This window comes from Enterobacter cloacae complex sp. P2B, from assembly GCF_014895985.1.
GTDB classification, from domain to species: domain Bacteria; phylum Pseudomonadota; class Gammaproteobacteria; order Enterobacterales; family Enterobacteriaceae; genus Enterobacter; species Enterobacter bugandensis.
Map to the genome: position 1 here is coordinate 216407 of NZ_JADBQQ010000010.1, position 23913 is coordinate 240319.

General features: G+C 53.5%; 22 protein-coding genes. All 22 read right to left on the reverse strand.

The annotated features are described in order from the left end of the window. Window positions 1–17: 17 nt before the first annotated feature. Entirely contained in the window at window positions 18–743 is a 726-nt protein-coding gene (gene phoU / locus IM313_RS09930; protein WP_003861153.1) for a phosphate signaling complex protein PhoU, read from the reverse strand. Window positions 744–769: 26 nt separating this feature from the next. Continuing rightward, on the reverse strand, window positions 770–1543 hold the full coding sequence (pstB, locus tag IM313_RS09935; protein WP_010426574.1) for a phosphate ABC transporter ATP-binding protein PstB: 774 nt from the start codon (window positions 1541–1543) through the stop codon (window positions 770–772). 47 nt (window positions 1544–1590) lie between these two features. Then, complete coding sequence (gene pstA / locus IM313_RS09940) at window positions 1591–2481, reverse strand: phosphate ABC transporter permease PstA (RefSeq protein ID WP_014881893.1); 891 nt, start codon at window positions 2479–2481, stop codon at window positions 1591–1593. Continuing rightward, complete coding sequence (gene pstC, locus IM313_RS09945) at window positions 2481–3440, reverse strand: phosphate ABC transporter permease PstC (protein ID WP_028014924.1); 960 nt, start codon at window positions 3438–3440, stop codon at window positions 2481–2483. The genes pstA and pstC overlap by 1 nt, the downstream gene beginning before the upstream one ends. An 81-nt stretch (window positions 3441–3521) precedes the next feature. Beyond that, window positions 3522–4562 (reverse strand): phosphate ABC transporter substrate-binding protein PstS, encoded by a 1041-nt coding sequence (gene pstS, locus IM313_RS09950; protein ID WP_028014923.1) that lies wholly within the window; start codon window positions 4560–4562, stop codon window positions 3522–3524. A 245-nt stretch (window positions 4563–4807) separates the two neighbouring features. Beyond that, entirely contained in the window at window positions 4808–5881 is a 1074-nt protein-coding gene (stgD, locus tag IM313_RS09955) for a fimbrial protein StgD (protein ID WP_053087970.1), read from the reverse strand. A 9-nt stretch (window positions 5882–5890) separates the two neighbouring features. Next, window positions 5891–8413, reverse strand: coding sequence for a fimbria/pilus outer membrane usher protein (locus IM313_RS09960; protein WP_192971861.1), 2523 nt, complete (start codon window positions 8411–8413; stop codon window positions 5891–5893). A 17-nt stretch (window positions 8414–8430) separates the two neighbouring features. Beyond that, window positions 8431–9117 carry a fimbrial chaperone gene (locus IM313_RS09965; RefSeq protein WP_192971862.1) on the reverse strand — a complete coding sequence of 229 codons (687 nt, stop codon included), beginning with the start codon at window positions 9115–9117 and terminating at the stop codon, window positions 8431–8433. A 69-nt stretch (window positions 9118–9186) separates the two neighbouring features. Further along, window positions 9187–9768, reverse strand: a complete 582-nt coding sequence (locus tag IM313_RS09970; protein WP_047366742.1) for a chaperone-usher fimbrial major subunit — start codon at window positions 9766–9768, stop codon at window positions 9187–9189. 443 nt (window positions 9769–10211) lie between these two features. Next, on the reverse strand, window positions 10212–12041 hold the full coding sequence (glmS, locus tag IM313_RS09975) for a glutamine--fructose-6-phosphate transaminase (isomerizing) (RefSeq protein WP_047366743.1): 1830 nt from the start codon (window positions 12039–12041) through the stop codon (window positions 10212–10214). 224 nt (window positions 12042–12265) lie between these two features. Then, complete coding sequence (glmU, locus tag IM313_RS09980) at window positions 12266–13636, reverse strand: bifunctional UDP-N-acetylglucosamine diphosphorylase/glucosamine-1-phosphate N-acetyltransferase GlmU (protein ID WP_192971863.1); 1371 nt, start codon at window positions 13634–13636, stop codon at window positions 12266–12268. Window positions 13637–13774: 138 nt separating this feature from the next. Further along, window positions 13775–14194, reverse strand: a complete 420-nt coding sequence (locus tag IM313_RS09985; RefSeq protein ID WP_006177560.1) for a F0F1 ATP synthase subunit epsilon — start codon at window positions 14192–14194, stop codon at window positions 13775–13777. Window positions 14195–14214: 20 nt separating this feature from the next. Next, window positions 14215–15597, reverse strand: a complete 1383-nt coding sequence (gene atpD, locus IM313_RS09990; RefSeq protein ID WP_003862362.1) for a F0F1 ATP synthase subunit beta — start codon at window positions 15595–15597, stop codon at window positions 14215–14217. Between the two features lie 31 nt (window positions 15598–15628). Next, window positions 15629–16492: a F0F1 ATP synthase subunit gamma gene (gene atpG / locus IM313_RS09995; RefSeq protein WP_003862364.1), complete on the reverse strand. Its 864-nt coding sequence runs from the start codon at window positions 16490–16492 to the stop codon at window positions 15629–15631. 51 nt (window positions 16493–16543) lie between these two features. Then, complete coding sequence (gene atpA, locus IM313_RS10000) at window positions 16544–18085, reverse strand: F0F1 ATP synthase subunit alpha (RefSeq protein WP_003862367.1); 1542 nt, start codon at window positions 18083–18085, stop codon at window positions 16544–16546. 12 nt (window positions 18086–18097) lie between these two features. After that, window positions 18098–18631, reverse strand: a complete 534-nt coding sequence (gene atpH, locus IM313_RS10005) for a F0F1 ATP synthase subunit delta (protein WP_003862369.1) — start codon at window positions 18629–18631, stop codon at window positions 18098–18100. A gap of 14 nt (window positions 18632–18645) precedes the next feature. After that, window positions 18646–19116 carry a F0F1 ATP synthase subunit B gene (gene atpF / locus IM313_RS10010; RefSeq protein WP_003862370.1) on the reverse strand — a complete coding sequence of 157 codons (471 nt, stop codon included), beginning with the start codon at window positions 19114–19116 and terminating at the stop codon, window positions 18646–18648. A gap of 48 nt (window positions 19117–19164) precedes the next feature. Continuing rightward, window positions 19165–19404: a F0F1 ATP synthase subunit C gene (gene atpE, locus IM313_RS10015; protein WP_000429386.1), complete on the reverse strand. Its 240-nt coding sequence runs from the start codon at window positions 19402–19404 to the stop codon at window positions 19165–19167. A gap of 49 nt (window positions 19405–19453) precedes the next feature. Further along, window positions 19454–20269, reverse strand: coding sequence for a F0F1 ATP synthase subunit A (gene atpB, locus IM313_RS10020; protein ID WP_028014916.1), 816 nt, complete (start codon window positions 20267–20269; stop codon window positions 19454–19456). A gap of 8 nt (window positions 20270–20277) precedes the next feature. Then, complete coding sequence (gene atpI / locus IM313_RS10025) at window positions 20278–20658, reverse strand: F0F1 ATP synthase subunit I (protein ID WP_008500194.1); 381 nt, start codon at window positions 20656–20658, stop codon at window positions 20278–20280. A 616-nt stretch (window positions 20659–21274) separates the two neighbouring features. Then, complete coding sequence (gene rsmG / locus IM313_RS10030) at window positions 21275–21898, reverse strand: 16S rRNA (guanine(527)-N(7))-methyltransferase RsmG (RefSeq protein WP_049001577.1); 624 nt, start codon at window positions 21896–21898, stop codon at window positions 21275–21277. Window positions 21899–22005: 107 nt separating this feature from the next. Then, window positions 22006–23895: a tRNA uridine-5-carboxymethylaminomethyl(34) synthesis enzyme MnmG gene (mnmG, locus tag IM313_RS10035; RefSeq protein ID WP_080329734.1), complete on the reverse strand. Its 1890-nt coding sequence runs from the start codon at window positions 23893–23895 to the stop codon at window positions 22006–22008. Window positions 23896–23913 lie beyond the last annotated feature (18 nt).

Consider the following 23913-nt stretch of genomic DNA (forward strand, 5'->3'; position numbering starts at 1 on the left):
GCCACCCGCCACAACCATCACTCTTTCGGATCTTTACCCGCCAGCAGCTTGTCCAGCTCGTCGCCGCCCACGTGACGGAAGTCCTGTCCCTTCACGAAGTAGAAAATATATTCGCAAATGTTCTGGCAGCGGTCGCCGATACGCTCGATTGAGCGCGCGCAGAACAGGGCCGTCAGCACGCTTGGGATGGTACGGGAATCTTCCATCATGTAGGTCATCAGCTGACGCACAATGCCTTCATACTCCTGGTCGACTTTCTTGTCTTCACGGTAGATACGCACCGCTTCGTCCAGATCCATACGCGCAAAGGCATCCAGCACGTCGTGCAGCATCTGCACAGTGTGGCGGCCCAGCGACTCCAGGCTCACCAGCAGCGGCTGATGCTGCTGGGAAAACTTCTCCAGCGCGGTGCGGCAGATTTTATCCGCCACGTCACCAATACGTTCCAGCTCGGCGATGGTTTTAATGATCGCCATTACCAGACGCAGGTCGCTCGCGGTCGGCTGACGCTTGGCGATAATACGCACGCAGGCTTCATCGATCGCCACTTCCATCATGTTGACGTTATGGTCGCCTTCGATGACGCGCTTCGCCAGCTCGCTGTCCTGGTTATGCATTGCCGTAATCGCATCAGAAAGCTGCTGCTCGACCATGCCACCCATGGTCATCACCTGCGTGCGAATACTTTCCAGCTCTGCGTTGAACTGGCCTGAAATGTGTTTATTAAGATTGAGGTTGTCCATGGTTTCTCCACATGCACTAAGGCAAATCAACCGTAGCGGCCAGTAATATAATCTTCGGTTTGTTTCTTCGCGGGCCGGGTGAACAGCGCGTCCGTATCGCTGAACTCAATCAACTCGCCCAGGTACATAAACGCCGTGTGATCTGAGCAACGCGCAGCCTGCTGCATGTTGTGGGTCACGATAACCACGGTGTAATCCTGCTTCAGCTCGGTGATCAGCTCTTCAATACGGCCGGTTGAGATCGGGTCCAGCGCTGAACATGGTTCATCCAGCAGCAACACTTCCGGGCGAATGGCGATACCGCGCGCAATGCACAGACGCTGCTGTTGACCACCGGAGAGAGAGTACCCGCTCTGATGAAGTTTATCTTTGGTTTCGTTCCATAATGCGGCCTTGGTCAATGCCCACTGCACGCGCTCGTCCATGTCCGCACGGGAGAGCTTCTCAAACAGGCGAACGCCAAACGCGATGTTGTCATAGATGGACATCGGGAACGGCGTCGGTTTCTGGAACACCATCCCCACTTTAGCGCGCAGCAGGGCGATATCCTGGGCCTGGGTCAGAATGTTTTCGCCATCCAGGATAATTTCACCTTCAGCGCGCTGCTCCGGATAGAGCGAATACATTTTGTTAAAGGTACGCAGCAGCGTGGACTTGCCACAGCCAGACGGACCGATGAATGCCGTGACCTGGTTCTTCGCGATATCCAGGTTGATGTTCTTCAGGGCATGGAATTTGCCGTAGTAGAAGTTCAAATCACGAACCTGAATCTTACCCGGGGCAGTATCAACCATACTCATTGACTCATTTCCTCATTCGGCGCCGCGAGCTGCCGCGCCGTAAAAAATTAACCGTGTTTCTTCTTCGCGAAAATGACGCGCGCCAGAATGTTCAGCAACAGTACGCAAAGGGTGATGATCAGCACCCCGGCCCAGGCCAGCTGCTGCCATTCCGCGAATGGGCTCATCGCAAATTTAAAGATCGTCACCGGCAGGTTGGCGATCGGCTGCATCATGTCCGTGCTCCAGAACTGGTTGGAGAGGGCAGTAAACAGCAGCGGTGCCGTTTCACCAGCAATACGGGCGATAGCCAGCAGGATGCCGGTCATGATCCCGGAGACCGACGCTTTGAGGGTGATCGCAGAAATCATTTTCCATTTCGGCGTACCCAGCGCGTAAGCTGCTTCACGCAGGCTATCCGGCACCAGTTTCAGCATGTTTTCGGTGGTACGAATGACGATAGGCACCTGCAGCAGCGCCAGCGCAATTACGCCCGCCCAGCCGGAGAAGTGTTCCATTTGCGCGACTACAATGGTGTAAACAAACAGGCCCACGACAATCGACGGAGCGGAAAGCAGGATGTCGTTAATGAAGCGAATCACCTCTGCCAGCCAGGATTTACGCCCGTACTCGGCCAGGTAGATGCCGGCCATGATGCCCAGCGGCGTACCGAAAACGGTCGCCCACAGGATCAGCAGGCCGCTGCCCGCCAGGGCGTTCGCCAGACCACCACCCGCCGTATTTGGCGGCGGCGTCATCTCGGTGAACAGCGCCAGAGACATTCCATCAATACCACGGGTGATGGTGGACATCAGGATCCAGATCAGCCAGAACAGGCCGAATGCCATCGTTGCCATGGAAAGCGTCAGCGCAATGCGGTTTTTAAAACGACGCTTCGCCTGCATTTTGCGGCGAGATTCGGCAAGCTGGGCGGTGCTTTGCATTTCGAGAGTTGCCATCAGCGTGCCCCCTCATTTTTCGCGAGACGCAGGATCATCAGCTTGGAAATCGCCAGAACAATGAAGGTGATAACGAACAGAATCAGCCCCAGTTCCATCAGCGCTGCGACGTGAAGCCCGGATTCCGCTTCGGCAAATTCGTTTGCCAGCGCGGAGGTAATACTGTTACCCGGCATATAGAGTGAAGCGCTGTCGAGCTGGTAGGTGTTACCGATGATAAAGGTGACCGCCATAGTTTCACCCAGCGCGCGACCTAAGCCCAGCATTACGCCGCCGATCACCCCATTTTTGGTGAACGGAAGGACAATGCGCCAGATAACTTCCCAGGTGGTACAGCCGATGCCGTAGGCCGACTCTTTCATCATCACCGGGGTTTGTTCGAAGACATCGCGCATTACCGCCGCAATGTACGGAATAATCATGATGGCGAGGATCACACCTGCCGCCAGAATACCGATACCGAATGCCGGGCCAGAGAACAGGGCTCCCACAAACGGAACGGCGGAGAGAACATTACCTACCGGCTCCTGGAAGTACGTGGCAAACAGCGGCGCAAAGATAAACAGGCCCCACATGCCGTATACGATACTTGGGATGGCCGCCAGCAGTTCGATGGCAATACCCAGCGGGCGACGCAGCCAGCCCGGCGCCAGTTCCGTCAGGAACAGCGCAATACCGAAGCTTACCGGAACCGCAATCAGCAGGGCGATGAACGAGGTCACCAGCGTGCCGTAAATCGGCACCAGCGCACCGTAGATATCGTTCGGCGCGTCCCACTCTTTGGTCCACAGGAAGGAGAAACCGAATTTCTGAATGCTCGGCCAGGAGGAGAAAATCAGAGACACGATAATGCCGCCCAGCAGCAATAGCACAATCAGCGCAGCCAGTTTGACCAGCGCGCCGAAAATCATGTCACCTTTTTTACCCGGAGGGTTAAATGCAGGCTTGGTTGCAGCCATAAATCACTCTTCTGTTAAACGCGTTTACGAAATCGGCGGGTAAGCGCAAGCGCCACCCGCCATTTTCGTCAGAATGCTAAATTAATACAATGCTTTACCGCTGCTGTCTTTCACGTTGGTTTTCCATGCAGCACGAATCTGCTCAACCACGCTGTCTGGCAGGCTGGCGTAATCCAGGTCGTTAGCCTGTTTGCCGCCGTTTTTGTATGCCCAGTCAAAGAACTTCAGCACTTCAGTACCTTGCTCTGGTTTCTTCTGATCTTTGTGAATCAGAATGAACGTTGTAGAAGTGATTGGCCACGCGTTGTCGCCTTTCTGGTTAGTCAGATCCTGTGCGAAGGATTTGCTCCAGTCAGCGCCTTTCGCGGCGTTAGCGAAGTTCTCTTCGGTTGGGCTAACCGGTTTGCCGTCAGCAGAAACCAGTTTGGTGTAAGCCAGGTTGTTCTGCTTAGCGTAAGCGTATTCTACGTAACCGATAGAGCCAGGCAGACGCTGTACGAAGGCAGCGATGCCGTCGTTACCTTTACCGCCCAGACCGGTTGGCCAGTTAACGGTAGAGCCGGAGCCGACTTTCGATTTCCACTCTTCGTTCACTTTTGCCAGGTAGCTGGTGAACACGAAGGAGGTACCAGAGCCGTCAGCACGGCGAACCACAGCGATGTTCTGCGAAGGCAGCTTAACGCCCGGGTTCAGCTTAGTGATGGCTTCGTCATCCCATTTTTTGATTTTGCCCAGGTAGATGTCGCCCAGGGTTTTGCCGTCCAGCACCAGCTCGCCTGATTTCAGGCCAGGGATGTTAACGGCCAGCACAACGCCGCCGATCACGGTCGGGAACTGGAACAGGCCTTCCTGATTCAGTTTTTCATCAGACAGCGGAGCGTCGGATGCGCCGAAATCAACGGTATTCGCGGTAATTTGTTTTACGCCACCGGAGGAGCCGATACCCTGATAGTTAACCTTGTTACCGGTTTCTTTCTGGTAGGTATCCGCCCATTTGGCATACACCGGCGCAGGGAAGGTTGCACCAGCGCCAGTCAGGCTTGCTGCTGCAAAAGCAGAGAAAGCGCTCAGAGATAAGGTCGCGGCGACAACAGTTGCGACAGTGGTACGCATAACTTTCATAATGTCTCCTGCAAGGATTTCGTAAATCATTGTTTAAGTGGCTACGATGAGCAAAATAGGACAAACAGGTGACAGATAAATGTACGAAATATGACAGTTTTATGACAATCAACGTGTTTGAGTTAAGCTAATGATTTTAATAAAAATAAAATCATATCCCTGTCATGATAATGTCACACTGAGATGCGTTAAGCCTGGTTCAAAGATGTGAATATGACAACGGCTGTCATAAACAGCCGTTGTCATTAATTTTGAATTTCGAGGGTCAGGGTTGCCCAGGCTTCAAAGGCGCCGGGCTTCGGAATACTCCCCGTCGCGCTGGCCGGGGCAGCAGAGAAGGTGAGCGAGTTAACTTCGGCGCCCCCCTGGTTGGCTCCCATATCCATCTCCATGCTCCCCCCATTGACGTTGACGACGCGGTCCCATTTATCATAAATAACGATCCCTACGTCATCATTGCCGTTCACTTTCATCATCGTGGCGTCAGCGTCAACGGGATCGGCATGGAAAGCGGATCGGACGATGTTCTCATCCAGCATGCCGGTACATTTCACCTGTATCATCTTGCGGATTTTGCGGCTACCGACCGCCTCGCCTTTGGTGGCGGAAAACGCGCTGGCGGGAATTTTTCCAAAATCAATTTCCAGCGACTGACCCGGCGCGATCTCGCAGTTTTGCGGTACCACGATGTCTCCGGCAATTTTTATTTCGGCGAGCTTCTCGGTACTTGCCAGAGAGGACGCTTCATCGATACCGCCATAGAGCGTGGCAATAGTCGTACCCGGAACGGTAACTTTTCCAATAAAGGGCTTGTCGATTAAAAACGATAATTTTACCTGAGAACCGGTATCAAGCGTTGCCTCTGAGCCTTCTTCACCGGAGGCATAGCAGTAAAGACCGGATGTCACCCGGTTGGGCTCGGCCTCAAAGGGAACGGGAAGGTAGTCGCGTCCCAACACGTGAATAGAGGACGCAATGCTGAGCTGGTCGTTCAACCTGTAGTAGGTATACCCGTTTTTTACGGTATCAACGCTTAAGGGCGAACGCGCGGTGAAGTAGATGCTACGAAAAGTGGTGGTGAAATGGGTCAGGCAGTTACATCCCAGTTTATACCGGGAAGGCGATTGCAGGGTCGTCAGATCGCGCACCTCGGTTCCCGCCTGATTTTTATCTGCCGGTATCTCTGCCCCGTTAAGATTAAGGTTGAAAATATAGGTGCCGCCGATGGCGAAACACACCCCGCCTTCTGTCGTCGCGGCGTGGGAAAAAGGGGTAAAAAGCAGCATGGCGACTGCTATAAAAGTGATACGTCGTTTCATCTCATTTCCCTATTGGCACACGACCGCTGTTTGAACCAGTTCAACACCCGTTGGTTTGGGGAACTGATAATGGACCTTGCAAGGTTTTGTCTTTTCACTCCCCCACTTCAGCGTGAACGTTCCCTCTTCCGGCATGCCCGAAAGATAGAGTTCGCCATTCTCGCCGGTAATGCCCGACACGCTGCCCGTCGCCAGTTCGGCAGACGCCACTGCGCCAAAGGGAACCGGTTTGCCGTTGGCCTGTGTGACCTCAAAGAGCACGCGATAGCCAACGTGGGTGATAAATTCCGCCCGCACCACCGCACCTCGCGTGGGGATGACGTTAAGCACGCTGTTCTCCAGCTCGACGTTCGCTTTTTCAAAATAGCCGCTCTCAATTTCCACACGGTTTTCATCGTAAGCGTTAAGCTGCGTTTGAACGGTGTAGCCTCGCCAGTCGGTTGCCGTACCGGTGCCGTTTTCCATTGCCAGACCGGCTGCACCGGGTGCTTTAATCAGCGCCACGGTTTCGCCCATCTCCTGCGAGAACGTCACTCCATCGCCATGCAGCAGGATCCCGCCGCGCGCGCCGTAGTTGAGCCGCTGGCTGTCCTGGTTGTAGTCATAGCTGCCGTTAACCGAACCATAGGTTCCGTCATATCCCACCCCCGCGCTGCTGCTGTACACACTGTCATCCGCATCCCAGGACTGCTGGAGGTTCCAGGAGAGATTACGGTTATCAAGCGCCGTACCGTTCAGGCCAAGCTGGTGCATTCCTTTTCCGCTGTTGTTCTGCGTGAGGCCGTAGCTCACATAGCTGTCCGGCAGCAATGCTGACAGCGGCACGGAGAACGACAGCATAAAAACCTGTTCGCTTTCTCGATCGTCGCTATCTGAATACTCCGCGCTCTGCGCCGTGGTGATGGAATCGCTGTAGTTCCAGGAGAGGTTCCAGGAAAGCGACCGCCAGACATTGCTGTAGCCAAGCTGAACCAGGCGTTCAACTTCGTCGGTTTTCCAGTACTGCTGGCGGCTCAGCGTGAGATAAATGTTCCCCATGCCATCGCCGAAATTCTGCGTCCAGGACCCTTCAAGCCGGCTGCGTCGGTTGCCCGTTACCCAGAAATCGCGCTGACTGTTCTGGCGTGACGCCCATTCATTGAGGGTGTAGTAGCCCTGTGTTGAGTAGCGATACCCCACCAGCCTCAGCGTGGTATCCGTCTCATCAAACCGTTTCGAATAGAGAAAACGCCAGGACTGGCCGGACTCCTCTGAGTCCTCGTCCGTAAACTGCGCGCGTGCCTGGGTGATATCGACGGAAAACGCGCCAACTGCACCCATATCTTTGCCGACCCCCACCGCTGCCGAGCGATACGCTTCCGCGGCCTGCACGCCACCGTATACCGTTATCCCGGCAGGAAAGCCGTGCAGAACCTGCGCCTGAAAAACGTTGGGCTGGAATTCGCTTTGATCGCGCAGTTCACCCGCGCTGATATCAACGTCGGTCTGATCTTCACGCTTGAGGATGGCCAGCGAGGCGTAGGGCTGCGTGAAGTGTTGCTCACTGCCGTCTTCTTCTTTTATGGTCACGTCCAGGTCGCCGCCGGAGCTGGTGGTGTTTAAATCTTTAAGCGCAAATGGCCCCTGCGGCACGGCAGATTGATAAATGACGTAGCCATTCTGCCGAATAATCACCGTCGCATTGCTTTTCGCTACGCCCCGGACGACCGGCGCAAAGCCCGTCAGGCTGGAAGGAAGCATTTCATCATCGGTATACAGGCGCACGCCGCGCACCTGGGTACTGTCAAAGACATCGCTTGCGGTCCAGGTATCACCCAGCATGATCTGGCTGCGTAACGTCGCAAGGTTTCGCTGCACATAGGTGCTGATGGAATGGTAATCCGAATGACCGTCGATGATGTTTAGCGTGCTGTAATTGCGTAAACGCCACGCGCCAATGTTCGCCCCGTTTCGCAGGTTCAGGTAGTAGAAATCGCTGTTGTCGTCATCATCAGACTGCAACGTGCTGGAGCCGGAAAAGTCATAGTTCATCATTAGCGCATTAATACCTTCATCCCAGCGGGCAGGATTGATGGTGCCGCGGGCGGTGGTATCAATGTAAATCTGCGGCAGCGTGACGTTGAGCAGCAGCTTATCGGTATCGAATGTCCATGTGGCGCCAGGGATCAGCGGGGTAGGGTCCACACAGGCGTTTTCGTCCAGGCGATCCAGCGAACCGATCGCCGCCACCTTAGCCCCGAGCTCCGCAAGCACCGTCCTGACGTGCTTAAAACAGGGATGCAGCCTATCGCCAGCCTTATCTTCAATAAAGGTGACCTCCCGGCTACCGATAAACTCATCGTTAACATGAATATCAACCTTATAAGAGCCCGCAGGTAACGTATTGGCGCGGTTAAACTGGTGGATATCAACATCCACCGGATGGTCAATTTCAAGAAGCGCAGGGTTAAAGATATCTTTTGCCAGCGTCACGCCTGAAAAGCCGAGAGATACCCCCGAGGCCAGCGCAATGAAAAAACGGAAACACCCCATATCAAACATCCCTATGTTTACAGCGTGACGTGAATTTCCTGACTGATTGCCCCAAAATCGTTAACGAAACGCCAGACCAGCGCGCGGCCGTTAATGCCATCCGGAAGCGGCAAACGCACGGTGTCAAAAGGGGGAATAATATTTAACGTAACGTCTTTACCATCGACGGTAACATTCATAGCGTTAATATGTAGCGGGCTCGGATTTTCAATCACGAGCTGCCGGTTTTGAACACGCCATTTAACCTTCGCCGCAGCCCGTTCAGGCGTGATATTCAGGGTCGCCGGACGCCAAAAAAGTTTTATCCGCGTCTTAATCGCAATTTCGAGCGAATTGGGGTTTGAACTGGACGGCGGAATATTTTTGATGTTGAGCCAGAACAGCGATTCCCGATCGTGAGGCAGTTCGCCCTTCACTTTCATGATGCGCAATACTTTCTCCTGCCCGGCCTCCAGCCTTGAAACCGGCGGAATAACGGTAAAAGGAGGTTTATTCGACGCTGTATCGCCTTTAAAAGGATCGACCCACGTCTGTATGAGATAAGGCGTGGTCGCTTCGTTATTTTTTATGCTAATTGTCGCATCGGATTTATCGCTACTATAAACAACGCGGGTTCCGCCAATAATGACGCCAGCCGTCGACAAGGGTGTTAAAAATGAAAAAGAGAGCATGATGAACAGAGTCAACAAACGCCGTAAATACATCAGTTATCCTCACATCCTGTGGAGGAGCCTGCAAAAGGATAAAACAGGCTCCTGGCGAACAGCTGAAGATTATTTCAGGTATTCAATGGTGAACTGGGAATCCGCGTTCGCTGTACCCGGCGTAACCGTAGCCAGCGTCTGCACAAACTTCGCTTTAAAGCCCATGTCCGCTTTGCCGTCGGTGATAGCAACATAATTTGAATTGTTATACAGCGGGATCGCCGTATCATCGTTCAGGTTGAAGAGCTTGATTGCAACGCCGGTAGCCGTAACGGCTTCACCTTCGCCGGTGTAAATACCGTCAGTATCCGCTTCACCGTTAACAGGCGTGCCAATAGACAAATATCCTTTGCCGATGGTGTCTTTATCTTCTGTTCCGTCAAAACGAACTGCTGCCTGAGTATAGGTTGCAGGGCATTTCTCCAGTTTAATATGGAAATCTTTTACTGACGCCGTTGAGTCAATGCCGGAGAATGTCGTTTTGGCAACGCGGCCGATATTCACCGTCTGATCGGCGGTATCAGGCGTCACTTCACACGTTGAATCAATAACCTCTCCGCGGAAATGAACCGTACCATCCGCAGCAAATGATTGTCCTGCCATTAAGGCCGATGCGAGTGCAATCGCCACCGTAATTCCATTATTTTTCATGATAACTCCATTAATTAAATCAATATTGCGTTTATCATAAAGACAACGCCATCCCAAATGCGATGAAATAATATTCTTCGGGAAGAATGATCTTCAAGGGGGGAGTTTAAATTAATGGAATAATGACGAACCAGAGCTGGAATAATAATAGAGAAAAACAAATATAATATTATTTTTGCTTTATCATTAAAATTCCTTTTCAGTATACACATAAAAAGGGCACATATTTTATAAACAAACCATTTTTAGGATTCCGTTAATAAAAGCTGATCGTTTAGTGATCAAAATAGAAAATACTAATGCTCAGAAGCAATCTCGTTCATTATTCACACAATAAAGTAACGAAATGCGTCAGAATAAGATGATTGATAGCAAAGAGAAAGCTGATGAGAAAAAAGTAAGGAAAAAATGGCTACACGTCGTGTAGCCATTAACAGAAGGGATTATTCTACGGTGACCGATTTCGCCAGGTTACGCGGCTGGTCAACGTCGGTGCCTTTGATCAGCGCCACGTGGTAAGCCAGCAGCTGCAGCGGAACGGTGTAGAAGATCGGTGCAATCACCTCTTCCACATGCGGCATCTCGATGATGTGCATGTTGTCGCTGCTGGCGAAACCGGCATCTTTATCAGCGAAGACGTACAGCACGCCGCCGCGGGCGCGTACCTCTTCGATGTTGGATTTCAGTTTTTCCAGCAGTTCGTTGTTCGGTGCGACAACAATGACCGGCATATCCGCGTCAATCAGCGCCAGCGGGCCATGCTTCAGCTCGCCTGCCGCGTAGGCTTCCGCATGGATGTAGGAGATCTCTTTCAGCTTCAGTGCGCCTTCCAGCGCAATCGGGTACTGATCGCCACGACCCAGGAACAGGGCGTGATGTTTGTCAGAGAAATCTTCCGCCAGCGCTTCAATGCGTTTGTCCTGAGACAGCATCTGCTCAATACGGCTCGGCAGCGCCTGGAGACCGTGAACGATGTCGTGCTCAACGGAAGCATCTTCGCCTTTCAGACGCGCCAGCTTCGCCACCAGCATCAGCAGAACGGTCAACTGAGTGGTAAACGCTTTGGTGGAGGCCACGCCGATTTCGGTACCCGCTTTGGTCATCAGCGCCAGATCGGACTCACGCACCAGGGATGAGCCCGGGACGTTACAGATGGCCAGCGAGCCCAGATAACCCAATTCCTTAGACAGACGCAGCGCTGCCAGCGTATCCGCCGTTTCGCCGGACTGGGAAAGGGTGATCATCAGGCTGTTACGACGCACCGCAGACTTGCGATAGCGGAACTCAGACGCGATTTCCACGTCGCATGGCACGCCCGCCAGGGATTCAAACCAGTAGCGAGAGACCATACCGGAGTTATATGAGGTACCGCAGGCTACGATCTGAATATGTTCAACCTTGCCGAGCAGTTCGTTGGCGTTTGCCCCCAGCTCGCTCAGATCCACCTCGCCGTGGCTGATGCGCCCGGTCAGAGTGTTTTTGATAGCGTTCGGCTGCTCGTAGATCTCTTTCTGCATGTAGTGACGGTAAGCGCCTTTGTCGCCCGCGTCGTATTGCAGGTTAGATTCGATCTCCTGACGCTTCACCTGCTCGCCTTTGGTGTCGAAGACGGTCACGCTGCGGCGCGTCACTTCCGCGATATCGCCCTCTTCCAGGAAGATAAAGCGACGGGTGACCGGCAGGAGCGCCAGCTGATCGGAGGCGATAAAGTTTTCACCCATGCCCAGACCGATAACCATCGGGCTACCGGAACGCGCGGCCAGCAGGGTAGATGGATCGCGGGAGTCCATGATCACCGTACCATACGCACCGCGCAGCTGAGGGATAGCGCGCAGCACCGCATCACGCAGCGTACCGCCCTTTGCCAGCTCCCAGTGCACCAGGTGAGCAATCACTTCGGTGTCGGTTTCAGAGACGAAGGTATAGCCGCGCGCTTTCAGTTCTTCGCGCAGCGGTTCGTGGTTTTCGATAATGCCGTTATGCACCACCACGATGTGTTCAGACACATGCGGGTGCGCGTTACCTTCAGACGGTTCGCCATGCGTCGCCCAGCGGGTGTGCGCGATACCGGTACCACCGTGCAGCGGGTGTTCTTCCGCGGCCTGGGCCAGCATCTGCACTTTACCGAGACGACGCAGACGGGTCATATGCCCTTCTGCATCGACGACAGCCAGACCGGCAGAGTCGTAACCACGGTATTCCAGACGACGTAAACCTTCGAGAAGGATTTCAGCAATATCACGCTGCGCAACTGCGCCAACAATTCCACACATATTTTAGATTCCGAATTTAGGCATTATGCCTGCGTTGTCGCTGACCTGTATTTACCCTTTCCGGGCGCCCCGAGCCTTGTAGAGAGTGGGGTTATTTTTATGGGTACTGCTTGTGGGGGGAGATATATATTTATCTCCTCTCCCGGATTTGCCTGATGACGGCTACGCCTTATCAGGCCTACTCAATCGTAGGGCGGGTAAGCGTAGCGCCACCCGCCTTGTTGTTACTTTTTCTTCACCGGGCGTTTCCAGCCCTGCTTGTGTACCTGCGGCACGCGGCTTAACACCAGCTCGTTATCCGCTACGTCGCGCGTGACGGTTGTGCCGGCGGCAATGGTCACGCCGTTACCCACGGTAACCGGTGCCACCAGCTGCGTGTCCGAGCCCACGAACACGTCATCGCCGATGATGGTTTTAAACTTATTGGCGCCGTCATAGTTGCAGGTAATGGTTCCTGCACCAATATTCACGTTATCGCCAATCTCCGCGTCGCCCAGATAGGTCAAATGACCGGCTTTCGAGCCTTTACCCAGACGCGCTTTTTTCATTTCCACGAAGTTGCCCACGTGCGCGCCTTCCAGCAGCTCAGCGCCCGGGCGCAGACGCGCAAACGGGCCGATGGTACACGCTGCTTCAAGATGAGCATCTTCCACCACGCTGTACGGGCTGATTTCGCAGTCGTCGGCGATGGCGCTGTTTTTAATCACGCAGCCAGCGCCGATTTTGACGCGGTTACCCAGCGTGACGTTACCTTCCAGGATAACGTTAGTATCGATCTCAACGTCGCGCCCGTGAGACACGGTGCCGCGCAAATCGAAACGCGCCGGATCGCGCAGCATCACGCCCGCGAGCAGCAGTTTTTCGGCCTGCTCGGACTGATAAATACGCTCAAGACGGGAAAGCTGCAGGCGGTTATTCACGCCGTCCGTTTCGCTGATGCGCGCCGGATGAACGGCGGCGATCTCACGCCCTTCGTGATATGCCATCGCAATGATGTCGGTGATGTAGTACTCACCCTGCGCGTTATTGTTGTCGAGCTGAGAGAGCCAGCGCTTCATGTCCGCACCATTGGCAATCAGGATGCCGGTGTTGATCTCCTGAATCTTGCGCTGTTCATCACTGGCATCTTTATGTTCAACGATACCCGTTACGTTGCCGTTTTCACGCGTGATACGGCCATAGCCCGTTGGATCGTCCAGCACAACGGTCAATAAACCGATGCCGCCCTGCGGCTTGGCTGCACGCAGGCGAGTCAGCGTTTCAACGGAGATCAGCGGAACGTCGCCGTAGAGCATCAGAATATCTTCGTCATCGGCAAAGAACGGCGCAGCCTGTTGCATCGCATGACCGGTACCCAGCTGTTCAGCCTGAAGCACCCAGTTGAGCGCATCATCGCTCAACGTCTTCTTAAGCAGATCGCCGCCGTGGCCGTAGACCAGGTGAACCTGACGGGCACCCAGTTCATTCGCTGCATCAATGACATGCTGCACCATTGGCTTTCCTGCCAGCGTGTGGAGCACTTTAGGCAGATCGGAATACATGCGGGTACCTTTGCCAGCGGCAAGGATCACCACGCTCATCGCACTGTTTGACATACGCATCCTGACGGTAGTTTGAGTGAGAAGTAAAAACGTTTGATGCCTAAAATTCTACATCTTTTTCATCATGAATTAAGGATCAAAAAAAAAGCCAGTCTGGTATCCAGACTGGCTTTTGTGCTTTTCAAGCCGGTGTTACATCGCTTTTTTGGTCAACTCGATAACGCGCAGTTTCGCGATCGCTTTGGCCAGCTCCGCAGACGCCTGAGCGTAATCCACGTCACCATGAGAGCTGCTAATGTGCTCTTCAGCCTTACGCTTCGATTCCAGGGCTCGCGCTTCGTCGAGATCCTGGCCACGAATAGCGGTATCGGCCAGAACGGTCACACTGCCAGGCTGCACTTCAAGAATGCCGCCGGACAGATAGATAAACTCTTCGTGACCGAACTGTTTAACGATGCGGATCATACCAGGCTTAATGGCGGTGAGCAGCGGTGCGTGACCCGGGAAAATACCCAGTTCACCTTCACTGCCCGTTACCTGGATTTTCTCGACCAGACCAGAGAACATTTGTTGCTCTGCGCTGACGACGTCCAGGTGGTAAGTCATTGCCATATCACCCTCCGATTAAGGCGTTAAAGTTTTTTGGCTTTTTCCACGGCTTCTTCGATGGAACCAACCATGTAGAACGCCTGCTCTGGCAGGTGATCGTATTCGCCTTCCATGATGCCTTTAAAGCCACGGATGGTGTCTTTCAGGGAAACGTATTTACCCGGAGAACCGGTGAATACTTCCGCAACGAAGAACGGCTGGGACAGGAAGCGCTGGATCTTACGCGCACGTGCTACCACCAGTTTGTCTTCTTCAGACAGTTCATCCATACCCAGGATGGCGATGATGTCTTTCAGTTCCTGGTAACGCTGCAGCAGGGACTGTACGCCACGCGCGGTGTCGTAGTGTTCCTGACCAACAACCAGTGGATCCAGCTGACGGCTGGTGGAGTCCAGCGGGTCAACGGCCGGGTAGATACCCAGAGACGCGATCTGACGGCTCAGTACCACGGTTGCGTCTAAGTGCGCAAAGGTGGTTGCTGGAGATGGGTCAGTCAAGTCATCCGCAGGTACGTATACCGCCTGAACGGAGGTGATAGAACCGGTTTTGGTAGAGGTGATACGTTCCTGAAGAACACCCATCTCTTCCGCAAGCGTAGGCTGATAACCTACCGCTGAAGGCATACGACCCAGCAGTGCAGATACTTCGGTACCGGCCAGGGTGTAACGATAGATGTTATCAACGAACAGCAGAACGTCACGGCCTTCGTCACGGAATTTCTCAGCCATCGTCAGACCAGTCAGCGCAACGCGCAGACGGTTTCCTGGTGGCTCGTTCATCTGGCCGTAAACCAGGGATACTTTGTCCAGAACGTTGGAGTCGGTCATTTCGTGGTAGAAGTCGTTACCCTCACGAGTACGTTCACCTACGCCCGCAAACACGGAGTAACCGGAGTGCTCGATCGCGATGTTACGGATCAGCTCCATCATGTTTACGGTTTTACCTACACCCGCACCACCGAACAGACCAACTTTACCGCCCTTCGCAAACGGACACATCAGGTCGATAACTTTGATGCCGGTTTCCAGCAGTTCCTGAGAGCTGGACAGCTCTTCGTAGGAAGGTGCCGCGCGGTGGATAGCCCAACGCTCTTCTTCGCCGATGTCGCCTTTCATGTCGATTGGCTGACCCAATACGTTCATGATACGACCCAGCGTTGCTTTACCTACCGGGACTTCGATCGGGTGCTCAAGGTCTTTAACTTCCAGACCACGACGCAGACCGTCGGAAGAACCCATGGCGATGGTACGCACGATACCGCCGCCGAGCTGCTGCTGAACTTCCAGCACCAGGCTCTCGTTACCATTCTGTACCTCAAGCGCGTCGTACACGCGTGGTACGGCGTCCTGAGGGAACTCGACGTCCACCACGGCGCCGATTACCTGGACAATCTTTCCAGTAGCCATCTTGAATCCTCTACGTAATTCGTAAACCTGGTTAAACCGCGGCGGCCCCCGAGACGATCTCGGTGAGTTCCTGAGTAATGCTGGCCTGACGAGCTTTGTTGTAAACCAACTGCAGCTCTTTAATCAGGCTGCCGCCATTATCGGTCGCGGCTTTCATCGCCACCATTCGTGCGGCCTGCTCGCTGGCCAGGTTTTCTACAACGCCCTGATAAACCTGAGATTCAACGTAACGACGCAGCAGGGTATCCAGCAGCGGTTTCGGATCGGGTTCATACAGGTAATCCCAGGCTTTCTGCTTCAGCTCGTCATCTTCTGATGCCGGTAACGGCAGCATCTGAGTGAGCGTTGGAACCTGAGACATGGTGTTAATGAATTTGTTGCTGACAACGTACAGTCTGTCCAGACGGCCTTCATCGTAGGCCTGCAACATCACTTTAACCGGGCCGATCAGTTCGGACAGGGACGGGTTATCACCCATACCGGTCACCTGAGCGACAATGTTGCCACCAACGGAGTTAAAGAAAGAGACGCCTTTAGAGCCAATCAGTGCCAGATCGCACTGAACGCCTTTATCAGACCAGCCTTTCATATCCGCCAGCAGTTTTTTGAACAGGTTAATGTTCAAGCCGCCACACAGACCACGGTCAGTCGACACCACCAGGTAGCCCACGCGCTTAACGTCGCGTTCTTCCAGGTAAGGGTGCTTATATTCCAGATTACCGTTTGCAAGGTGACCAATCACTTTGCGCATGGTCTCTGCATAAGGACGGCTGGCCGCCATGCGATCCTGCGATTTACGCATTTTGGAAGCGGCGACCATCTCCATCGCTTTAGTGATCTTTTGCGTGTTCTGGACGCTTGCGATCTTACTACGTATCTCTTTTGCGCCGGCCATGAGCTTCTCCTCAATGCCAGGCGGCTTGCCCTGAGACAAGCCGCCGGACGATTACCAGGATTGGGTTGCTTTGAAGGAATCGAGGATAGCTTTCAGCTTGCCTTCGATTTCGTCGTTATAGCCACCGGTCTGGTTGATCTCTTGCATCAGCGGAGCGTGATCACGGTCGACGTAAGCCAGCAGAGCGGCTTCAAAGCTACCGATTTTCGCCAGTTCCACATCTTCGAGGTAACCGCGTTCAGCCGCGAACAGTACCAGGCCCTGCTGAGCAACAGACATTGGAGCGTACTGTTTCTGCTTCAGCAGCTCGGTCACTTTCTGACCGTGGCTCAGCTGTTTACGGGTTGCTTCGTCCAGATCGGATGCGAACTGAGAGAACGCAGCCAGTTCACGATACTGTGCCAGCGCGGTACGGATACCACCGGACAGTTTCTTGATGATCTTGGTCTGAGCAGCACCACCCACACGGGATACGGAGATACCCGGGTTAACCGCCGGACGAATACCGGAGTTAAACAGGTTGGTTTCCAGGAAGATCTGACCATCGGTAATGGAGATTACGTTGGTCGGAACAAACGCAGAAACGTCACCCGCCTGGGTTTCAATGATCGGCAGCGCGGTCAGAGAACCTGTTTTGCCCTTCACTTCACCTTTGGTGAAGTTCTCGACGTATTCCGCGTTAACGCGGGAAGCACGCTCCAGCAGACGAGAGTGGAGGTAGAATACGTCGCCCGGGAATGCTTCACGTCCTGGTGGACGACGGAGCAGCAGGGAAACCTGACGATAAGCAACAGCCTGTTTAGACAGGTCATCGTATACGATCAGCGCATCTTCACCGCGGTCACGGAAGTATTCGCCCATTGCGCAACCGGCGTATGGCGCCAGGTATTGCAGTGCAGCAGATTCAGACGCGGTTGCTACCACAACGATGGTGTTAGACAGTGCGCCGTGCTCTTCCAGTTTACGAACCACGTTAGAAATGGTGGACGCTTTCTGGCCGATAGCCACGTACACACATTTGATGCCGGAGTCACGCTGGTTGATGATGGCGTCGATTGCCATCGCGGTTTTACCGGTCTGACGGTCACCGATGATCAGTTCACGCTGACCACGACCGATTGGGATCATGGCGTCAACGGACTTATAACCAGTCTGCACTGGCTGATCAACGGACTGACGGTCGATAACGCCTGGTGCGATAACTTCGATTGGGGAGAAGCCATCGTGCTCAACCGGACCTTTACCGTCGATTGGCGCACCCAGGGTGTTAACAACGCGACCCAGCAGGCCACGGCCAACCGGCACTTCCAGAATACGGCCAGTACACTTAACCTTCATGCCTTCGGCGAGGTCAGCGTATGGACCCATCACAACTGCACCTACGGAGTCGCGCTCCAGGTTCAGTGCGATAGCGTAACGGTTACCCGGCAGGGAAATCATCTCACCCTGCATACAATCGGCCAGGCCGTGGATGCGGATAACACCGTCACTTACAGAAACAATAGTACCTTCGTTGTGAGCTTCACTCACAACATTGAACTGAGCAATGCGCTGCTTGATCAGTTCGCTGATTTCGGTGGAATTCAGTTGCATGCTCCAGTCCCCTTAAGACTGCAAGACGTCTGCAAGGCGCTCAAGACGGCCGCGTACGCTGCCATCAATGACCATATCACCCGAGCGGATGATTACGCCTGCCATTACAGACTTATCGATTTTGCAATTCAGCTTAACTTTGCGTGACAGACGTTTTTCCATCGCGGCGGTGATTTTCGCAAGCTGTTCGTCACTCAGTTCAGTCGCGGAAGTCACTTCGACTTCTGCAGTTGCTTCACTAAGGGCACGTAAGTGCTCAAACTGCTCGAGAACATCCGGGAGCACACGGAGACGACCATTTTCTGCCATGACCTTAATTAGGTTCTGGCCGTTGGCATCCAGTTGCTCTCCGCACACGGCGATAAACGACGCGGCGAGGGTTTCAGGCGCTAACGCACCGGAAAGCAACTCGGCCATTTGTTCGTTTTTCGTCACCTCAGCGGCAAACGCCAGCATATTCTGCCAGCGATCGACATTTTGGTGTTCGACAGCAAAGTCAAAAGCTGCTTTGGCGTAGGGGCGAGCTACCGTAACAAATTCAGACATCAGCCCCTCCCTCCTTACAGTTCAGCGACAAGTTTGTCCACGATGTCGCTGTTAGCAGCTTCATCCACGGAACGTTCGATGATCTTCTCGGCGCCAGCAACAGCCAGAATCGCAACCTGCTTACGCAGTTCTTCACGAGCACGTTTACGCTCAGCTTCAATTTCAGCCTGAGCCTGTGTCACGATCTTAGTACGTTCCTGTTCTGCTTCAGCTTTGGCTTCGTCCAGGATCTGAGAACGGCGCTTGTTAGCCTGTTCAATGATTACCTGAGCTTCAGCTTTCGCTTTTTTCAGCTGGTCTGTCGCGTTGGCCTGTGCAAGGTCCAAATCTTTCTTAGCGCGTTCTGCGGAAGCCAGACCGTCAGCAATTTCTTTCTGACGTTTTTCGATGGCAGCCATTAAAGGCGGCCATACATACTTCATGCAGAACCAGACAAAGAGAATAAACGCGATGGCCTGGCCGAGGATTGTTGCGTTCATGTTCACAGCACAATACCTCTTAAATTTCTGTGGCTTGGGGTTTTAAAACAACTACTACGCGACAGCAAACATCACGTACAGACCCAGACCTACAGCGATCATTGGGATAGCATCCACCAGACCCATAACGATAAAGAACTGAGTACGCAGCAGAGGAATCAGATCAGGTTGACGCGCTGCGCCTTCCAGGAATTTACCTCCGAGGATGCCGATACCGATCGCAGCACCGATAGCCGCCAGACCCATCATCACAGCGGCAGCCATGTACAGCAGATCCATATTCAGGTTTTCCATGACAGTCTCCAGTTTGTTTCAATTAAAACGTAGTAGTGTTGGTAAAAAATCAGTGCTCTTCAGACGCCATCGACAGATAGACGATCGTCAGAACCATGAAGATAAAGGCTTGCAGCGTAATGATCAGGATGTGGAAAATGGCCCATGGCACATTCAGAACCCACTGTGACCACCACGGCAGAAGACCCGCGATCAGAATGAAAATCAGCTCACCCGCATACATGTTGCCGAACAGTCGCAGACCCAGTGAAACAGGTTTGGACAGCAGGCTAACGCCTTCCAGGATCAGGTTGACCGGAATAAACGCCCAGTGGTTGAACGGCTGCAAGGTAAGCTCTTTCACAAAGCCGCTTACGCCTTTCATTTTGATGCTGTAGAAAAGAATCAGGATAAACACGCCCAGCGCCATCGACAGGGTGATGTTCACGTCCGCAGACGGTACAACACGCAGCGCAGGCAGGCCGAAGATGTGCTCGCCGATGAACGGCAGCAGGTCAATTGGCAGCAGGTCCATCAGGTTCATCAGGAAGACCCAAACGAACACGGTCAGGGCCAGCGGAGCAATCAGCTTGCTCTTACCATGGTACATGTCTTTCACGCTGCCATGGACGAAGCCGATGATCATCTCAACGAACGTCTGGAATTTCCCTGGAACACCGCTGGTCGCTTTTTTAGCAACGCTGCGGAACATGGCCAGGAACAGAAGACCCAAAACCACCGAGAAGAACATGGAGTCGATGTTGATCGTCCAGAAGGTGGCCGGGGGGTTATGTGGATCCACCAGCGAGAATGTACGCAGGTCCAGCTGAAGGTTATTCAGATGGTGACCTATGTAATCCTGCGGCGTCATATTTTCTGAAGCCATGATGCCTTTTACCCTTTGTTATTGATTACAGCTGGAGCCAGAACTTGTACCACCAGCACCAAAACCCACGTTGCTATCAGCGGCATGAATACCACTTTCAAAACCGCCAGCGCCATCACCAGTAGAGCAAAGGTCAGCAACACCTTACACACTTCGCCGAGGGCGAAGGACCAGGCCACGCGGCCTTTGGCGGGTGTATGCGCCTGATGACGCCAGGCAAAAATCATAAACAACACGTTTGGCAGCACGACCGCCAAACCCCCGCACACGGCGGAGATGCCCCAGAAGGGGTCTTTGAGGCTAAACAGCAGTCCACTTGCTATCACAGCCAGAAACTGAATGAACAGAAGCTTACGAGCAACGTTTCTACTCAAGAGCGACACAGACATCACGTTTTTACTCCTGCTCCCTTCGAGGTATGCCGCGTGTCGTATAAAACGTCCTTTAAGGCTCAGAGTCAAGCATCAAAAAGCGGACAAATTATACGGTGCGTACCCGTGATTTCAAACATTAAGTAGCGAAAAGGTGAATAAATGTTTAAATATTTTTCCCCAGCGCTATTTTTTAACTTTCGTAGAAAGCACCGACCTTCGAGCAAAACTGCAAACAGCGCGAAAACGTTGACTACAAAGCGTGCACGAGATCACAAAACACACATTTGCGATAAGGTTGTATTTATCAAAGCCGTAAATCGCCCAGTATTATCTTTCTGAAATTAAACACAAAATATCGCAACTATTTTCAAAACAGCCCCGTACACAATAAAAACCTTTTATTGACATTCTTAATAAATAATTAACATTGCGTTCTGGTTACAGCCTTCCACTTTTAGCAGGCTGATATTTTCATAGTTGACTATCTTCGCGATGAATAATCGACTTGAGGTTAACCGCAAGAAAATCCCTGGTAAAAAAGCGGTTAAACGCTCTCTGGTTAATCCCGGTTAGTTGTGCTGTTTTTTAACATACTCAGAACAGCACAAATTCCACATTTTTTATTATTTTTTTAAAAATTGTTTGGCTTAATTATCACCAGATGACGTTCACCGTCGAGCTGCGGAACGTTTAATTTCTCGATGGTTTCAACGCTAAAACCGTCCGGAAGCTGTTCAATTTCATCACCGGGCAGCTGTCCTTTCAGCGCATAAAAACGGCCATCTTCTGCCGGCAGATGCTTACACCAGCTCACCATGTCATTGAGCGAAGCAAACGCACGGCTGATAACGCCGTCAAACGGCGGCTCTGCCGGAAACTCCTCTACCCTGCTCTGTACGGGCGTGATGTTATCGAGCTTCAGTTCATGCTGAACCTGGCGTAAAAAGCGCACGCGCTTGCCCAGGCTGTCCAGCAGCGTGAAATGGCTCTCGGGTCGGACAATCGACAGCGGAACGCCCGGCAAACCCGGCCCCGTCCCCACGTCGATAAAACGTTCACCTTTCAGGTACGGCGCCACCACGATACTATCGAGAATATGGCGAACCAGCATCTCGTTGGGATCGCGCACAGACGTCAGGTTGTACGCTTTATTCCATTTGTTCAGCATATCGACATACGCCACCAGCTGGTTTTTCTGGTGATCGGTGAGCGAAATACCTGCCTGATCCAGCAGACGAGAGAGTTTGTTGAGCACGGTGAATACCTGTTGAGAGTTTTTTTGCCCGGTGGCGCTGCCGCTTACCGGGCCTACGAATAAGTAGGGCGGGTCAGCGAAGCGCTACCCGCCAAAAGCAATGTCAATTACGCGCTACGGCGCAGCATGCCCTGCTTTTTCAGCCACACCAGCAGGATCGAAATCGCCGCCGGCGTAACGCCCGAGATACGGGAGGCCTGGCCAATCGATACCGGTTTGTGATCGTTCAGCTTAGCGATCACTTCGTTGGAAAGGCCCGTCACCTGACGGTAGTCCAGCATTTCCGGCAGCAGCGTGTTTTCGTTGCGCTGCTGTTTTTCGATCTCATCCTGCTGACGCGCGATGTAGCCTTCGTACTTCACCTGAATTTCGACCTGCTCGGCAGCTTCAGCGTCTTCAAGGCCCGGTGCGAACGCGGTCAGTTTGACCAGATTCTCGTAGGTGACTTCAGGACGACGCAGCAGATCTTCGCCGCTGGCTTCACGCGATAGCGGCGCTGTTAAGTGAGCGTTCACTTCGGCAGCGGTTTCCGCCTGTGGGTTTACCCACGTGGTTTTCAGGCGCTGACGTTCCTGTTCAATACGTTCCAGCTTCTCGTTGAAGCGCGCCCAGCGTTCGTCATCCACCAGACCCAGCTCGCGGCCTATCTCGGTTAGACGCAGGTCGGCGTTGTCCTCGCGCAGCATCAGACGATATTCCGCGCGAGAGGTAAACATACGGTACGGTTCTTTGGTGCCCAGCGTGCAGAGATCGTCGACCAAAACGCCCAGATAGGCCTGAGAACGCGACGGCGCCCAGCCCTCTTTCTCGGCAGAGAAGCGGGCAGCGTTCAGACCGGCAAGCAACCCCTGCGCTGCGGCTTCTTCGTAGCCGGTGGTGCCGTTGATCTGCCCCGCGAAAAACAGACCGTGGATGAATTTGCTCTCCAGCGTCGGCTTCAGGTCACGCGGGTCGAAGAAATCGTACTCAATAGCGTAGCCAGGGCGAACGATTTTCGCATTCTCCATCCCCTGCATTGAGCGAACAATTTGCATCTGCACGTCGAAGGGCAGGCTGGTGGAGATGCCGTTCGGGTAAATTTCGTTCGAGGTCAGCCCTTCCGGCTCCAGGAAGATCTGATGCTGGTTACGATCGGCAAAGCGCATCACTTTGTCTTCGATCGACGGGCAATAACGTGGGCCGATCCCTTCGATCACGCCAGCGTACATTGGGCTGCGATCGAGGTTATTGCGGATCACGTCATGGGTTTTTTCGTTGGTATGCGTGATGTAGCACGGTACCTGCTGCGGGTGTTGCGCCGCGTTGCCCATGAACGAGAAGACCGGCATCGGGTTATCGCCGTGCTGTTGGGCCAGTACGCTGAAATCAATGGTGCGCGCATCGATACGCGGCGGCGTGCCGGTTTTCAGACGGCTGACGCGCAGCGGCAGTTCACGCAGACGACGAGACAGCGGAATGGACGGCGGATCGCCAGCACGGCCACCGCTGTAGTTGTCCAGACCAATATGGATTTTGCCGTCCAGGAATGTCCCGACCGTCAGCACCACGGCTTTGGCGCGGAACTTGAGGCCCATCTGGGTCACGGCGCCCACGACGCGATCGTTCTCAACGATAAGATCTTCTACCGCCTGCTGGAAGATCATCAGGTTCGGCTGGTTCTCCAGCGCGGTGCGCACGGCCTGGCGGTAAAGCACGCGGTCTGCCTGCGCACGAGTGGCGCGAACAGCAGGGCCTTTACTCGCGTTTAGTATCCTAAACTGAATGCCCGCATGATCGATCGCTTTCGCCATCAGGCCGCCAAGTGCATCCACTTCTTTTACCAGGTGTCCTTTCCCAATGCCGCCAATCGCCGGATTACAGGACATTTGTCCCAGCGTGTCGATATTGTGTGTCAAAAGCAGGGTCTGCTGACCCATTCGCGCTGCGGCCATTGCGGCCTCAGTGCCTGCATGACCCCCGCCAATGATGATGACGTCAAAAGGATCCTGATAAAACATGGTGGTCTGCCTCGCGTA